14 protein-coding genes are annotated in these 14097 nt (G+C 67.1%); 9 read left to right on the forward strand and 5 right to left on the reverse strand.

Annotated elements, in window-relative coordinates; genetic code table 11:
• The first annotated feature begins 78 nt into the window (after positions 1-78).
• The 6 genes from bamA to A7E77_RS13530 all read left to right on the forward strand — a co-directional run bounded on the left by bamA (position 79) and on the right by A7E77_RS13530 (position 5110).
• Entirely contained in the window at positions 79-2829 is a 2751-nt protein-coding gene (gene bamA, locus A7E77_RS13505) for an outer membrane protein assembly factor BamA (RefSeq protein WP_063688675.1), read from the forward strand.
• Positions 2829-3539 (forward strand): OmpH family outer membrane protein, encoded by a 711-nt coding sequence (locus tag A7E77_RS13510; protein WP_063688678.1) that lies wholly within the window; start codon positions 2829-2831, stop codon positions 3537-3539. The genes bamA and A7E77_RS13510 overlap by 1 nt, the downstream gene beginning before the upstream one ends.
• A 33-nt stretch (positions 3540-3572) precedes the next feature.
• Positions 3573-4022: a 3-hydroxyacyl-ACP dehydratase FabZ gene (gene fabZ, locus A7E77_RS13515; protein WP_063688681.1), complete on the forward strand. Its 450-nt coding sequence runs from the start codon at positions 3573-3575 to the stop codon at positions 4020-4022.
• 103 nt (positions 4023-4125) lie between these two features.
• Positions 4126-4359: a 50S ribosomal protein L31 gene (rpmE, locus tag A7E77_RS13520; protein ID WP_024310513.1), complete on the forward strand. Its 234-nt coding sequence runs from the start codon at positions 4126-4128 to the stop codon at positions 4357-4359.
• 47 nt (positions 4360-4406) lie between these two features.
• On the forward strand, positions 4407-4718 hold the full coding sequence (locus A7E77_RS13525; RefSeq protein ID WP_017978425.1) for a PilZ domain-containing protein: 312 nt from the start codon (positions 4407-4409) through the stop codon (positions 4716-4718).
• 65 nt (positions 4719-4783) lie between these two features.
• On the forward strand, positions 4784-5110 hold the full coding sequence (locus A7E77_RS13530) for a hypothetical protein (protein ID WP_063688684.1): 327 nt from the start codon (positions 4784-4786) through the stop codon (positions 5108-5110).
• A gap of 172 nt (positions 5111-5282) precedes the next feature.
• Here A7E77_RS13530 and A7E77_RS13535 read toward each other — a convergent pair whose 3' ends face one another.
• The gene (locus A7E77_RS13535) at positions 5283-5822 is read right to left on the reverse strand and encodes a glycine zipper 2TM domain-containing protein (protein ID WP_063688687.1); all 540 of its coding nucleotides are present in this window, start codon (positions 5820-5822) and stop codon (positions 5283-5285) included.
• Positions 5823-6040: 218 nt separating this feature from the next.
• Entirely contained in the window at positions 6041-8326 is a 2286-nt protein-coding gene (locus A7E77_RS13540; RefSeq protein ID WP_063688690.1) for an ATP-dependent helicase, read from the reverse strand.
• A 246-nt stretch (positions 8327-8572) separates the two neighbouring features.
• On the opposite strand from A7E77_RS13540, the gene A7E77_RS13545 reads away from it, so the two are divergent.
• Positions 8573-9871 carry an MFS transporter gene (locus A7E77_RS13545; RefSeq protein ID WP_063688692.1) on the forward strand — a complete coding sequence of 433 codons (1299 nt, stop codon included), beginning with the start codon at positions 8573-8575 and terminating at the stop codon, positions 9869-9871.
• Here A7E77_RS13545 and A7E77_RS13550 read toward each other — a convergent pair.
• The 3 genes from A7E77_RS13550 to A7E77_RS13560 are packed head-to-tail and all read right to left on the reverse strand — an operon-like array spanning position 9855 to position 12082.
• Positions 9855-10148, reverse strand: coding sequence for a hypothetical protein (locus tag A7E77_RS13550; RefSeq protein ID WP_017978430.1), 294 nt, complete (start codon positions 10146-10148; stop codon positions 9855-9857). The genes A7E77_RS13545 and A7E77_RS13550 overlap by 17 nt on opposite strands.
• An 18-nt stretch (positions 10149-10166) precedes the next feature.
• Positions 10167-10703, reverse strand: a complete 537-nt coding sequence (rsmD, locus tag A7E77_RS13555) for a 16S rRNA (guanine(966)-N(2))-methyltransferase RsmD (RefSeq protein WP_024310514.1) — start codon at positions 10701-10703, stop codon at positions 10167-10169.
• Positions 10700-12082, reverse strand: a complete 1383-nt coding sequence (locus tag A7E77_RS13560; RefSeq protein WP_063688695.1) for a pseudouridine synthase — start codon at positions 12080-12082, stop codon at positions 10700-10702. Before A7E77_RS13560 ends, rsmD begins: the two co-directional genes overlap by 4 nt.
• 123 nt (positions 12083-12205) lie before the next feature.
• On the opposite strand from A7E77_RS13560, the gene A7E77_RS13565 reads away from it, so the two are divergent.
• Positions 12206-12655, forward strand: a complete 450-nt coding sequence (locus A7E77_RS13565; protein ID WP_017978433.1) for a response regulator — start codon at positions 12206-12208, stop codon at positions 12653-12655.
• A 41-nt stretch (positions 12656-12696) separates the two neighbouring features.
• Positions 12697-14097 (forward strand): AmpG family muropeptide MFS transporter, encoded by a 1401-nt coding sequence (locus A7E77_RS13570; RefSeq protein WP_078462305.1) that lies wholly within the window; start codon positions 12697-12699, stop codon positions 14095-14097.

Below are 14097 nucleotides of genomic sequence, written 5' to 3' on the forward strand. Positions count from 1 at the left end.
TTGGGGCAGGGCGTTGCGCTGCGGTTCCCGACGTTACGTGGGTATCCTGACGTTTTTGGGGTGGGTTGAGTGACAGCGATGACAAGTTCCAAGTTCGCCGGCCTGGGTGCCGCGCTGCTCGCCGGCACCATGCTGTCGGGTGTGCCCGCCATGGCGCAGACGGCGGCCGCGCCGGCCCAGGCGCCGGCAACGACACCCGCGACCGGCGCACAGGCGGCAACGGCGCCCGCCGCCACGCCGGCGCCCGTGCGCACGATCAAGTCGCTGCGCGTCGAAGGATCGCAGCGCATCGAGCCGGAAACGGTGCTGTCGTACACCAAGCTGCGCGTCGGCATTCCGTATACTGCGGAAACGCTGGACCAGGCGCTGAAGGACCTGCAGGCGTCGGACCTGTTCGTCCAATATCAGATCGAGGGCGTCGAGACCGGCGACATCGTGCTGAAGGTGCGCGAGAACCCGATCATCAACCGCGTGATCCTGGAAGGTAACAAGGCGCTGAAAAGCGACAAGATTACCAAGGAAATCAAGCTTGCGCCGCGTCAGATCTTCACCCGCACGGCGGTGCGGCAGGACGTCAGCCGCATCCTGGAACTGTATCGCCGCCAGGGCCGATTCGCCGCGGTCGTCAATCCGAAGATGGTCAACCTCGACCAGAATCGCGTCGACGTGGTGTTCGAGATCAACGAAGGGCCGAAGTCCAAGGTCCGCCAGATCAACATCATCGGCAACGAGGTGTTCAGCGACGGCAAGCTGCGCGGTGAGATGGCGACGAAGGAATCGCGCTGGTTCCGCCTGCTGTCGTCCAACACGTCCTACGATCAGGATCGCCTGAACTACGACCAGCAGAAGCTGCGCCAATTCTATCTGACGCAGGGCTATGCCGATTTCCGCGTCACCAGCGCGGTCGCCGAGCTGACGCCCGACAAGCGCGACTTCATCATCACCTATGTCGTCGAAGAGGGTAAGCGCTACAAGTTCGGCGACATCACCGTCGACAGCGAAATCCGCGACTTCGACAACAAGAAGCTTGCCGCGTCGCTGCCGGTCAAGAAGGGCGACTGGTATAACGCCAAGCTGGTCGAGGATTCGATCGATCAGTTGAGCCAGTCGGCCGGCCTGTTCGGCTATGCCTTCACCGACGTGCAGCCGGATTACAGCCGCGATCCCGAAACGCTGACGATGGGGATGAACTTCCACATCGGCCAGGCGCAGCGCACCTATGTCGAGCGGATCGACATCAACGGCAACACGCAGACGCAGGACAAGGTCGTGCGCCGCGAAATCCGTCTGGCGGAAGGCGATGCGTTCAACAGCTTCCAGGTGAAGCGCAGCCAGGATCGCATCAACAGCCTGGGCTTCTTCCAGGACAAGATGGAGATCAAGCAGAACCCCGGTTCCGCACCCGATCGCGTCGTCCTGGAAACGACGCTGGAAGAACGCAGCACCGGCGAATTGCAGCTGTCGGTCGGCTATTCCAGCCTCGAACGCTTCATCATCCAGGCGAACATCACGCAGAACAACTTCCGCGGCAAGGGCCAAGTGCTGCGCGCGGGCGTGAACTATTCGACCTATTCGAAGTCGGTCGAGCTGGGCTTCACCGAGCCGTATCTGTTCGACAAGAACGTCGCGATCGGCGTCGACGTGTTCCGCCGCGACTTCAACTCGTTCAACTATATTGGCACGCAGCGTCAGACCACCTATTCGCAGGTATCGACCGGTTTCCAGGTCCGTGCGGGCGTGCCGCTGACCGAATATTGGTCGCTCGCCGGCCGCTATGGCCTGTCCTACGATCAGGTCGGTCTCGATTCGGCGACCTATTTCACCAACGGCGTCTGCGATCCGCTGAAGGCGGGCCGCTACCTCTGCGAAGCGATCGGCAACCGCTGGACGTCGACGGTCGGCTATTCGCTGATCTACGACAGCCTCAACAGCCGCCTGCGCCCGACCGCGGGCCAGCGCTTCGCCTTCAACCAGGACTTCGCGGGCCTGGGCGGTGACGTGAAGTATATCCGTACGCGCCTCGAAGGCTCGAAGTTCTGGAACGTCGGCAGCGGCTTCATCGGCTCGATCGTCGGTGAGGGCGGCTATATCCATTCGCTGGAAAAGAGCCGTGGCCCCGGCATCGACAGCGTCCGCATCACCGATCGCTTCTACCTCGGCGAACCGCAGTTCCGCGGCTTCGACATCCGTGGCGTCGGCCCACGCGTGCAGCGTCAGGCCTATACGACGGACGCGAACGGCAAGCAGATCCTCGTCACGGATCGCGACCAGATCGTCGACGACGCGCTGGGTGGCCGCGCCTATTACCTCGTCCGCGCCGAGCTGGAGATCCCGTTGGGCTCCGGCGCGCGCGAACTGGGCCTGCGTCCGTCGGTCTATGTCCAGGCGGGCAGCCTGTGGGGCCTGACCAAGCCGCTGCCGACCGCGAGCTTCCCGACGATCACCGATTCGGCGGGCAACGTGACGGTGCTGCCGATCCAGCGGTTGCTGACCGACTCGGCGGGTCGCCAGCTCTATTACAACACCTACACGCCGGACGGCGCGACCGCGCCGGCGCTGCGTGCGACGACCTGTTCGATCGGCTATTCGGCGGTCGCGGGCGGCGCATGTTCGGGCAGCGAGACGAACACGATCGCATTCGATCAGGCGATCTCGCCGTTCAAGGAAACCTATTACGGCAGCAGCCCGACGCCGCGCGTCAGCATCGGCATCGGCGTCAACTGGACGTCGCCGTTCGGTCCGCTGCGTATCGACCTCGCCAAGGCGCTCGTCACCCAGAAGGGCGACGATCCCAAGCTCATTACCTTCAACGTAGGGACGCAGTTCTAATGAAGACGATTACCAAGACGTGCGCCGTGGCGATCGCCTCGGCTTCGGTCGCCCTGCTCGCCGGCGGCGCCTCGGCGCAGACCGCCGGCATCGCAACGGCGCAGCCCGACGCGGCGATCTTCAGCGCGAAGGCGTTCGAAACCGCCAACACGCAGATCGGCACGACCTACAAGGCGCAGCTGGATCAGGCCGCTGCGGCGCAGAACGCGCTGAACACGAAGCTGCGTGGCATCCTCGACGCCAACAAGGACGGCCAGATCAGCCAGGCGGAAGCCGCCGCGGCCGAATCGAACCCGACGATCGCCAAGCAGGTGCGCGACGCCCAGGCTGCCGCGCAGCCCGGTATCGAAGCCGCGCAGAACCCCGCGATCAAGGCGCAGGCCTATGCGCTGGAACAGATCGTCGCCAAGTATGACCCGGCGCTGCGTGCGGTCGTGACGGCCAAGAAGATCAACCTGGTGCTGTCGCCGAACGCGATCCAGTACGCGCCGCCGGCGACCGACATCACGCGCGACATCATCGCCGAGATCGATCGCACGACGCCGACCGTCTCGATCACGCCGCCGGCCAACTGGCAGCCGCAGCAGCAGACCGTCGAACTGCTGCAGCAGTATCGCCAGATCGTCTACGCGAATGCCCAGCGCCGTCAGCAGGCGGGTGCTCCGGCTCCGGCCGCTGCGCCGGCCGCCGGCACCCCGCAGGGCCGCTAAGGACCCGCGTCGGTGAGCGAAGACGCACAGACCATGGGGCCGCTCGATATCGGGCGGGTCATGGCGGCGCTGCCGCATCGCTACCCGATGCTGCTGGTCGACCGGGTCGAGGAGATCGTCCTCGACCGGTCGATCGCGGCGATCAAGGCGGTGACGATCAACGAAGGCTTCTTCCAGGGGCATTTCCCCGGTCGTCCGATCATGCCGGGTGTGCTGATCGTCGAGGCGCTGGCGCAGGCCGCGGGCGTGCTCGCGGTCGAAAGCCTGGGCCTCGCCGGATCGGGCAAGCTCGTCTATTTCATGGCGATCGAAGGCGCGAAGTTCCGCAAGCCCGTCGAACCCGGCGTGCTGCTGCGGCTGGAGGTCGAATTCGTCCAGAAGCGGTCCAGCGTCTGCAAGTTCGCAGGTGTTGCGAAGGTTGATGGGCAAGTCGTTGCAGAGGCCAACTTTACTGCGATGATCGCCGATCCGCCCAAGGCGTGACGCGTGTGACTTTCGCTGACTTTTGACTTTTCGGCGGCGCTCCGTTACGGGCGCCGCTTCCCTTTCAGGCTGGTCGGAACCAGCCGCATACGGAGCGTGTGACGTGAAGAAAGATACCCACCCCGACTACCACATGATCAAGGTCCAGATGACGGACGGCACCGTGTTCGAAACCCGCTCCACCTGGGGCAAGGAAGGCGACACGATGCAGCTCGACATCGATCCGCTGGCGCACCCCGCCTGGACCGGTGGCCGTGGTCAGCTGCTCGACGCGGGCGGCCAGGTCGCGCGCTTCAACAAGCGCTTCGGTGGCGGTCTCACGCTCCGCAAGAACTGATTGGATCGTTGACTCGGCGTTAACCATCGACGCGATACCTTTGATCGATGTTTGCCGCCGAGTTCGAACCTGCAGAACCCAATGGCCGGCGCCGCTCCCCGCGTGCGCCGGTTTCGTTGGATGCGCATATCGGCAAGGCCGCTCGCACCTTATGCAAGGTGGTCGATCTCTCGATCCACGGCGTTCGCCTGCAAACCTATTCCGCGCTGGCCAAGGGCAGCACGATCTGGCTGACCTTGCCCGAAGCGGGCACGATCGCGGCCGACGTGATGTGGTCCGACGATTATCTCGCCGGCTGCCAGTTCAAGAAGCCGTTGGAAATCGACGTCTTCGACAGATTGCTCGCGCAGAATCGCTGACTGCGCTATGACGGGCGCGTAAAGCGTCTTGCTGCGATGCAGCATCAGCGATTATGGATGCGAGGATGAACCAGCCCTCTGCGCCGACCGGACCGGTGCCGACGATGTTCGAAGCCATCGTCCGCCAGATGACCGTCACCGCCACCTACAACAAGGGTGCGGTCACGATCGCCCCCCACATTCTCTACACGCGGCACGGCGAGATCTACGTCGATGCGACCACGGTGGAGCGCGACGGCAGGCCCCCGCGCGAGGAGAAGCTGGGCACGTTCAAGCTCGATGGCCTGGGCGATCCGACGCTGACCACGAACACCTTCCGCCCGAGTGCGCTCTTCGAACCCGAGGCGGAGAAATATGTCGGCGTGACGCTGATGGCGGTGGAGCTGGGGTAAGGCTCGGCACGCTTACGGCTTCCGCAAAGTCCCCCGTCACCCCGGACTCGTTCCGGGGGCAAGGGGGCGGCAGGAGGCTCAAACCACCCCCTCGCCGCAGAGTGGACCCTGGAACGAGTCCGGGGTGACAAAGTATGAGGGGACGCACCGTCGCCGGCGCGCCCCGTGAATCTCAACGGCAGCGAACCTGCGACTGGTTCTGGTCGATCGCCTTGCCGGCGAGCGCACCGGCCGCACCGCCGAGCAGGGTGCCGACAATGCGGCTGCGGCCGCCATCGATCACATTGCCCAGAATGCCGCCCGCGGCGCCGCCGATGACGAGCCCGGTCGTGCCGTCGCTGCGCTTGCAATAATAACGGCCGTCATTGCCGGCATAGACACGCTCGTCGGCGCTCAGCACGCGCTCGCGATAATTGTCGCCGCTGCGATAATAGCGCGACGGGTCGTAGCCGTTCTCGTCACGATCGCCGGGATAGGTGTTGTTGTTGTAATAGTTTGCGGCCGGTGCCTCGCGATAGCCGCCGGTGCCGGTGTAGCCGCCGCGCGACGCGCGATAGCGATCCACTTCGGCGCGATAGCGGGCGAGTTCGGCGTCGAACCGCTGCTGCGCGGCGGTGAAGCGCGCCTCGTCCTGTGCCGACTGGGCGACGACCGGAGTGGCGGCGGTGAGCGCGGCGGCCGCGGCAGCGGCGAGGGACAGCGACTTGAGCATGGCGATCGTCCTGAGCTTCTTAGTCCGTTGATTCGGAACCGTAACGGCCATACGCGGAACCTACCCTGCCGGTTCCTGAACGGATGGTAGGCGGGGTGTCGGCGGGGCGCAGTTGCCGGACGACGCCAAGGTGGGATCGGCCGCCTCACTCCGTCGCCTCAGTCCGTCGCTGCGCTCGCAATGACGAGGAGGGTAATACTCGGGCGGGGACGCCCGGCTCACCCGATCGTGACGAAGCTGTCCATCACCCGCTTGCGGCCGGCGGCTTCGAAGTCGATCTCCAGCTTGTTGCCTTCAATCTCGGCGATCGCGCCATAGCCGAATTTCTGGTGGAACACGCGCATGCCGACGCTGAGGTCGCTGCGCCCCTTGTTGCCGATGCTGACCGCGCTCGCCCGGCTTTCGACGATCCGCGTCGGCTGGGTGGTGAAGCCGGAGCCGGACCCCGCCGCGCGCTGCCAGCCCGGACCGCGGCCGGTGCCGCGCGCGACATTGGCGAAGGGATCGGCGCGCTCGCTCCAATTGGCGCGCCACAGGCTTTCGCCGCCCGACATGGTCGTGTCGCTGTCGGTATGTTCGGGCGGCAACTCGCCGACGAAGCGGCTCGGGATGCTGGAGGTCCATTGGCCGTAGATGCGGCGGTTGGCGGCGTGGAGGATCGTCGCGCGGCGCCGCGCGCGGGTGATCGCGACATAGGCGAGGCGGCGCTCCTCCTCCAGGCTGCGCGTGCCGCCTTCGTCGATCGCACGTTGGGAGGGGAACAGGCCCTCTTCCCAACCGACCAGGAAGACGGTGTCGAATTCGAGGCCCTTGGCGGCGTGGATCGTCATGATCGTCACCTCGGGCGCCTGCACCGCGCCGTCCTTGTCCATGACGAGGCTGACGTGTTCCAAGAACGCACCGAGCGATTCATATTCCTCCATCGCGCGGACGAGTTCGGACAGGTTTTCGAGCCGCCCGGACGCCTCGACCGACTTTTCGGCCTGCCACATCGCGGTATAGCCCGATTCGTCGAGCATCTGCCGCGCGAGTTCGGCATGCGGCAGGTCGCGTGCCCGGTCGCGCCAGCGGGCGATGTCGCCGACGAAATTGCCGAGCGCGCGGCGCGCCTGCGGGGTCAGTTCGTCGGTGTCGAGGATGCGCGCGGCGGCAATGGTGAGCGGCACGCCCTCGGCGCGGGCGAGCTGGTGGATCTTGGCGATCGCCTTGTCGCCAAGGCCGCGCTTGGGGACGTTGACGATGCGTTCGAAGGCCAGATCGTCCGACGGCTGGTTGACGATGCGGAGATAGGCAAGCGCGTCGCGGATTTCGGCGCGTTCGTAGAAGCGATAGCCGCCGACGATGCGGTACGGCATGCCGATCGAGATGAAGCGGTCTTCGAACTCGCGCGTCTGGTGCTGCGCGCGGACGAGGATGGCGATATGGTCGAGCGGGGTGCCGTTCCGCTGCGCCGCCTCGATCTCGTCGCTAACCCGGCGGGCTTCTTCGGGCCCGTCCCACACCCCCAGTACGCGGACCTTTTCGCCCACATCGAGTTCGGTCCACAGCGTCTTGCCGAGCCGCCCGCCGTTATGCGCGATCACGCCAGATGCGGCGCCGAGGATGTGGGGCGTCGACCGGTAATTCTGTTCGAGGCGGATCACCTTGGCGCCGGGAAAATCCTTCTCGAACTTCAGGATGTTTTCGACCTGCGCGCCGCGCCACGAATAGATGGACTGATCATCGTCGCCGACACAGGCGATGTTCTTGCGCGTCTGCGCCAGCAGCCGCAGCCAGAGATACTGGACGATGTTGGTGTCCTGATATTCGTCCACCATGATGTATTTGAAGCGCTCCTGATAGGTGCGCAGCACGTCGGCATGCGTCTTCAGGATGGTGAGCATGTGGAGTAGCAGGTCGCCGAAGTCGCAGGCGTTCACGCTGCGCAGCCGCGCCTGATATTGCGCGTACAGTTCGCCGCCGCGCCCGTTGGCGTAGCGTTCGCTCTCGCCGGCATCGATATCGGCGGGGACCAGGCCCCTGTTCTTCCAATCGTCGATCAGGCCGGCGAGGCTGCGCGCGGGGAAGCGCTTTTCGTCGATGTCGGCAGCAACAATCAGTTGCTTGAGCAGCCGCAGCTGATCGTCGGTGTCGAGGATCGTGAAGTTCGACTGCAACCCGACCAGCTCGGCATGGCGGCGGAGCATCTTGGCGCCGATCGCGTGGAAGGTGCCGAGCCACGGCATGCCCTCCACCGCGTCGCCGACCATCCGGCCGACGCGCTCGCGCATTTCGCGCGCGGCCTTGTTGGTGAAGGTGACGGCGAGAATTTCGGACGGCCACGCCTTGCGCGTCCACAGCAGATGCGCGAGCCGCGCGGTCAGCGCCGCGGTCTTGCCCGTACCCGCGCCGGCCAGCATCAGCACCGGGCCTTCGGTGGTGAGCACCGCGTCGCGCTGCGGTGGGTTCAACCCCTTGAGATACGGCGGATCCTGCAGGGCGGCGGGGGAGGCGGTGTCGGTCACCGGCGAACAGGTAGGGAACGGCGCTTGGCTCGGCAAGCTGCGAGCGCGGCAAGCCCGGAAAAATCGGGGCAGCCACCGGTGCGGCCGCCCCGTAGTTCAGGGAGCACCAGTCGACAGAAAGGCGACCGATACATCGCGACCCACAGGGGGAGGGGAGTCGCGGTGGCACCCCGCTAGCGGCCGAATGTTGCGAAGGGATGGCAACTTTGTTGCCAGATGCCTTTATTTGGGGGTTAGAAGGGCGGCATGAGCCAATCCCCTGCCGCCACAGTCCCAGACGCCGCCGGCACGCCAGCCTCGCCGCGCCGGATTCTGACCGCGAGCCTCGTCGGCACGGCGGTGGAATTCTACGATTTCTACATTTACGCCACCGCCGCGGCGCTGGTGTTTCCGGCGCTGTTCTTTCCGGGGGAAAGTGCGTCGGCGCGGCAGATGATGAGCTTCGCGAGTTTCGCCGTGGCCTTCTTCGCGCGGCCGATCGGTGCGGCGGTGTTCGGGCATTTCGGCGACCGGATCGGGCGCAAGTCGACCCTGGTCGCCAGCCTGTTGCTGATGGGCGGATCGACGGTCGCGATCGCCTTCCTGCCGACCTATCGACAATTCGGCATCTGGGCGCCGCTGCTGTTGTGCCTGATGCGATTGGGGCAGGGGCTCGGGCTGGGCGGCGAATGGGGCGGCGCCGCGCTGCTCGCGGTCGAGAACGCACCGCCGCATCGGCGCAACACCTGGGGCATGTTCCCGCCGCTGGGGGCGCCGGTCGGCTTCATCCTGGCGAACGGATTGTTCCTGCTGCTGGGGTTGATGCTGAGCGACGGGCAGTTCCGCGCCTGGGGGTGGCGCCTGCCGTTCCTGGTGAGCGCAGTGCTGGTCGCGCTCGGCCTCTGGATCCGGCTGAAGCTGACCGAGACGCCCGCCTTCGTCGAGGCGGCCAAGGCCGAAGCGCTGCCCAAGGTGCCGCTCGCGACGCTGTTCGCCGGTCATGGCCGCGCGCTGCTGGCCGGCACCGGCGGGGTGGTGGCGTGCTTCGCGCTCTTCTACCTCGCGACCGCCTTTACGCTGAGCTACGGCACGACGACGCTGGGCTATGACAAGACGGCGCTGCTCGGCGTCGAGCTGGTCGCGATCCTGTTTCTCGCCGCGGGCGTGATCGTCGCGAGCGTGCTGGCGGACCGTACGGGGGCGGAGCGGATGCTGGTGATCGGCTTTCTGGGCTGTATCGTCGCCGGCGCGCTGATGGGGCCGATGCTGGGTGCCGGATCGCTGTTCGTGGTGTTCGCGTGGCTGGCCTTTGCCTTGTTCGTGATGGGCTTTGCCTATGGCCCGCTCGGCGGCTGGCTGCCGACGCTGTTTCCGGCGGGCGTGCGCTACACCGGCGTGTCGATGACGTTCAACGTCGGCGGCATCCTGGGCGGGGCGCTCGCGCCGATCGCGGCACAGGCACTGGCCGCGCGGGGGCTGTGGTGGATCGGGCTGTATCTGGTCGCGGCGGGCCTCGTAAGCCTCGCCGGCCTCGCACTGTTGCCGCGGATCAGGACCGCCGACTGAACCAGCGCGGCCAGCGCGACACGCTGCGTTTCGGAACGTCGGCCTCGGAATAGCCGGTGGCGTTGAGCAGGAAGCTGGCGAGCAGCAGCGCCTGGTTGCGGCTCAGCACCAGCCGCGTCGTCGCGATCTGCTGATTGTCGAGCGCCTGTGCGGACGGCGTCGTCTGCACCTCCAGCTCGATGCCCTTGGGCAAGGGATGATGCACCCATCCGACCACCGCCTGCGGCCCCGAGCGTCGCGGGGCATCGTAATGGTGGGGAATGAACTGCGTCGCCATGGCTCCCTCCTGTTGCGATCAGGCGGCCCGCAAGAGTGTCACACGGGCCTTCCCATGCACGCGGCTGGTGTCGATGGCGAACCCGGCGACCTCGACCGCCTCGTCGCGTGCGGTCTCTATGCTGACCCAGGTCGCGGCGTTCGTCCAGCCCAGCCGCGCCAATTTATCCAAGGCTACCAAGCCTGCACCGGTGCCGTAGGGCGGGTCCATCATGATGAGGTCGAGCGGCGCGCGCGCCGGCCCCAGCGCCATCACCGACCCGCTGCGCACGTCGCCGCGCGTGCCGAGCTTGGCGAGGTTGGCCTTGAGCGCATCCAATGCCGCGCCGTCCTGTTCGACGAACAGGCACGATGCCGCGCCGCGCGACAGCGCCTCGATCCCCAGCGCGCCCGATCCGGCGAACAGATCGGCGACGGCGAGGCCTTCGAAGCTGCCGAGGCGGCTGGTGAGCATCGAGAACAAGGCCTCGCGCGTGCGGTCGGCGGTGGGGCGCGTGGCGTCGCCCTTGGGCGCGACGAGCGGACGCCCGCGCCACTGGCCGGCGATCACCCTCACGAGCGGCCCCCGCGCGGTCCGCCCTTCGGCCCGCCCTTGAAGCCACCGCCGGGCGGACGCCCGCCCGATGGGTGCGGCGACCCGCCGCTGCCCGCGGGGCCGCTGCGCGTCGGGGCGTCACCGCGGGGAGGTCGTTGGCCGGTGCGGGATGCGCCGGGCTTGCCTTGGCCGAAGCGGGGAGCACCCGAGCGGTTGCGGTCGCTGCTGCGATCGGCGCCGCGCTCATCATGACGCTCCCACGGCTTCATCGCCGAGCCGCCGGTGGGGACGTTGGCCTTGCCGTCGCGGGCGTCGTCGCGGGGGCGCGCGTCGGTTCGGGTCCGCGTGCGGGCGCCGCGATCGGTCGTCGCGGGGGTGCGGAAGCCGGGGCGGGGCGCTTCGCCGGTCGCGGGGGCGCGCGGCTTCGCGGTGCGGGCGGGGGCGGGACGGTCCGCGCCACCTTCGGCGCGAGGGCGCGATCGCGTCGGGCGCTCGCCTGGGGTGGTCGGCCGTACGGTTGCCGGCCGCTCCACGCCACGCTCGGCGCCGCGGCGCGTGCGGGTGGTGCGATCGACGCTGGGCGCGGTGCGGAAGCCGGCACGGGGGGCGGCCGCGATCGGCTCGTCCGGCGCGCCGCCCTTCAGCGTCTTGCGGAAGCCGACGATCTCATGCTGCTTCACCTCGCCGATCCCGCCGACCGGCAGGTCGCCGAGTACGAACGGGCCGTAGCGGGTACGGATCAGGCGGCTGACCTGCAGCCCCAGATGTTCGAGGACGCGGCGCACCTCGCGGTTCTTGCCTTCGGTGATCGTGATCTCGATCCACACGTTGGCGCCGGTGCGCCGCTCGATATTGGCGTCGATCGAGCCGTAGCGAATGCCCTCGATTTCGACGCCCTCGGCCAATTCCTCGAGCTGCTGCTGCGTGACGTTGCCATAGGCGCGCGCGCGATAGCTGCGCTCGACACCGGTCGCGGGCAGCTCCAGCTGGCGCTTGAACCCGCCGTCGGTGGTCAGCAGCAGCAGCCCCTCGGTATTGAGGTCGAGCCGCCCGACCGGCACCAGCCGCGGCAGGTCGTGCGGCAGGCGATCGTAGATCGTCGGCCGCCCCTTGGGGTCGCGTTCGGTGACCAGCAGGCCGGTCGGCTTGTGATACAGGAACAACCGCGTCGGTTCGGGCGAGCCGACGGGCTGGCCATCGACGGTCACGCCGCGCAGCGACGTCAGCACGGTGGCAGGGGTATCGAGCACCGTGCCGTCGAGCGCGACGCGCCCTTCGGCGATCATCCGTTCGATCTCGCGCCGGCTGGCGACGCCCGCGCGGGCCAGCAGTTTCGCGATCCGGTCGCCGGGTGTCTTGCCCGCGGCTGCAGGGGTGCGGGGGTCTTTGGGGTCGGCCATCGTCGCCCCATACGCGCAATTGTGCCGGACGTGAAAAAATTTGCGTCACTTGCCGCCAGATGCGCGTTAACCGAATCGGGCGTGACATGGGATAACGCCGTCAACCAAGGGGCATAGCGGCATATGTTGTTCGGGCGGAAGAAGCGGCTGATCGAACGGCTGCTGGTGGTCGAGGACGAGCCACTCATCGCCTTCGATACCGAACATATCCTGCGGGAGGCGGGCTACACGATCATCGCGACGGTGGACCGCGTGGCAGAGGCGGTGTCGGTGCTGGAATCGGGCGAGGCGCTCGACCTGGTGCTGGTCGACGTCAATCTGGCGGACGGATCGGGGCTGGACGTCGCACGCAGCGCGCGTGCCGCCGCGGTGCCGGTGCTGTTCGTCACCGGCCGCTTCCCGCCCGAGGCGGAGGCGCTGGCGACCGGGCGCCTCGTCAAACCCTATCAGCAGCGCGACCTGATCGGATCGATCGAGGCGATCGACGCCGCGCTCGCCGGCAAGCGCCCGCGCAAGCTGCCCACGGGCTTCGCATTGTTCGCCGTGCCGCCGGGGGAAGCTCCCGCCGCGTAATCCCGCTGGTCGGCGGCGAATAAGCCGTTAGTGTTGCCGCCATGTTGACCGGCAACAATCTCTACTTCCTCATCGTCGCGGCCCTCGCCGCATTCGTCATCGCGATCATGCGCCGTTCGCCGGCGATCCGGGCGCGGCTGACGCCGCTGGCGCCCTATGCGGAACGCGGGCCGATCGCGGTGTTCTTCATGGGCATTTCGTCGGGCCTCGCCTTTACGATGATCGGCGCGACGCTGACGACGCGGCTGAAGCAGGACGGGCTGGACAAGGCGACGATCACCGCCTTCACGCTGGGCTTCCTCGTCTACAATCTGAAGCCGTTATGGGCGTGGATGGTCGATGGCGTACGGCTGCCGTTGATCGGCGCGCTGGGGCAGCGCGTGTCTTGGATTCTGCTGGCGGGCGTGATGGTGATGGCGGCGGTCACCAATCTGGCGCTGGTCGATCCGGCGGCGAATTTGCAGGCGACGATCATCGCGGTCGTGCTGGTCGGCTTTGCCGGCGCGACCTACGACATCGTCATCGACGCCTATCGCATCGAGACGCTGGAGCCCGAACAGATGGGCGTCGGATCGGGCATGACGCAATATGGCTGGAAGATCGGGTCGGTGCTGGCCGGATCGCTGGCGCTGGTGATCGCGGCGCGATCGAACTGGCATGTCGCCTATCTCGCCTGCGTGCTGTTCGCGCTGCCGGCGATGATCGTCGCGCTGACCCGCGGCGAGCCGGCGCGGCGGCGCGAACCGGCTCAGCGGCGCGGGCTTGCCGAGGTGCAAGCGTCGATCGTCGGGCCGTTCCTGGAATTTTTCCGGCGCCACGGCGCGTGGCTGATCCTCGCGTTCATCCTGCTCCACAAGATCGGCGATACGCTGGGGCAGCAGGCGCTGCGGCTTCTGCTCGACGACCTGGGCTTCACCAATGACGAGATCGCGCTGTACGACGTGGTTATCGGCTTCTGGGCGTTCTGGATCGGTCTGGCGCTCGGCGGCGTGCTGTATGCGCGGCTGGGCCTGAAGCGATCGGTGATGCTCAGCCTGATCCTGATGATGGTGTCCAACGCCAGCTTCGCGCTGCTGGCCGCGTCGGGGCATTCGAACCTCGGCCTCGCGGGCGCGATGGCGTTCGAGAATATGGCGAGCGGCATCGGCGGCGTCACCGTCGTCGCCTATTTCTCGGCGCTGTGCGACCTGCGCTTCACCGCGTCGCAATATGCGTTGATCTCGGCGGCGGCGAGTATCGTCGGCCGTATCCTGACCGCGACGACGACGGGGCAATTGGTCGACCGGTTCGGCTATGTCGCCTTCTATTGGGGAACGACCTTTGCCGCGCTGCCCGGTGTGCTGCTGTTCTGGTGGATGAGCCGGTCGGGCCTGATCGACCGTTCGATCGGCAGCGCCGGCACGGCGGGCGAGGGCGACGTGCGCGAAGCACCGAAGGACTGA

The sequence above is a fragment of the Sphingomonas sp. NIC1 genome, assembly GCF_001638925.1.
Classification (GTDB): domain Bacteria; phylum Pseudomonadota; class Alphaproteobacteria; order Sphingomonadales; family Sphingomonadaceae; genus Sphingomonas; species Sphingomonas aquatilis.

Coding starts and splice junctions, on each gene's coding strand:
- A7E77_RS13535 (WP_063688687.1), bottom strand. CDS start 5,822: ATGCTCAAGTCGCTGTCCCTCGCCGCTGCCGCGGCCGCCGCGCTCACC.
- A7E77_RS13545 (WP_063688692.1), top strand. CDS start 8,573: ATGAGCCAATCCCCTGCCGCCACAGTCCCAGACGCCGCCGGCACGCCA.
- fabZ (WP_063688681.1), top strand. CDS start 3,573: ATGGGGCCGCTCGATATCGGGCGGGTCATGGCGGCGCTGCCGCATCGC.
- A7E77_RS13510 (WP_063688678.1), top strand. CDS start 2,829: ATGAAGACGATTACCAAGACGTGCGCCGTGGCGATCGCCTCGGCTTCG.
- A7E77_RS13525 (WP_017978425.1), top strand. CDS start 4,407: ATGTTTGCCGCCGAGTTCGAACCTGCAGAACCCAATGGCCGGCGCCGC.
- A7E77_RS13530 (WP_063688684.1), top strand. CDS start 4,784: ATGAACCAGCCCTCTGCGCCGACCGGACCGGTGCCGACGATGTTCGAA.
- A7E77_RS13570 (WP_078462305.1), top strand. CDS start 12,697: ATGTTGACCGGCAACAATCTCTACTTCCTCATCGTCGCGGCCCTCGCC.
- A7E77_RS13550 (WP_017978430.1), bottom strand. CDS start 10,148: ATGGCGACGCAGTTCATTCCCCACCATTACGATGCCCCGCGACGCTCG.
- A7E77_RS13560 (WP_063688695.1), bottom strand. CDS start 12,082: ATGGCCGACCCCAAAGACCCCCGCACCCCTGCAGCCGCGGGCAAGACA.
- bamA (WP_063688675.1), top strand. CDS start 79: ATGACAAGTTCCAAGTTCGCCGGCCTGGGTGCCGCGCTGCTCGCCGGC.
- A7E77_RS13565 (WP_017978433.1), top strand. CDS start 12,206: ATGTTGTTCGGGCGGAAGAAGCGGCTGATCGAACGGCTGCTGGTGGTC.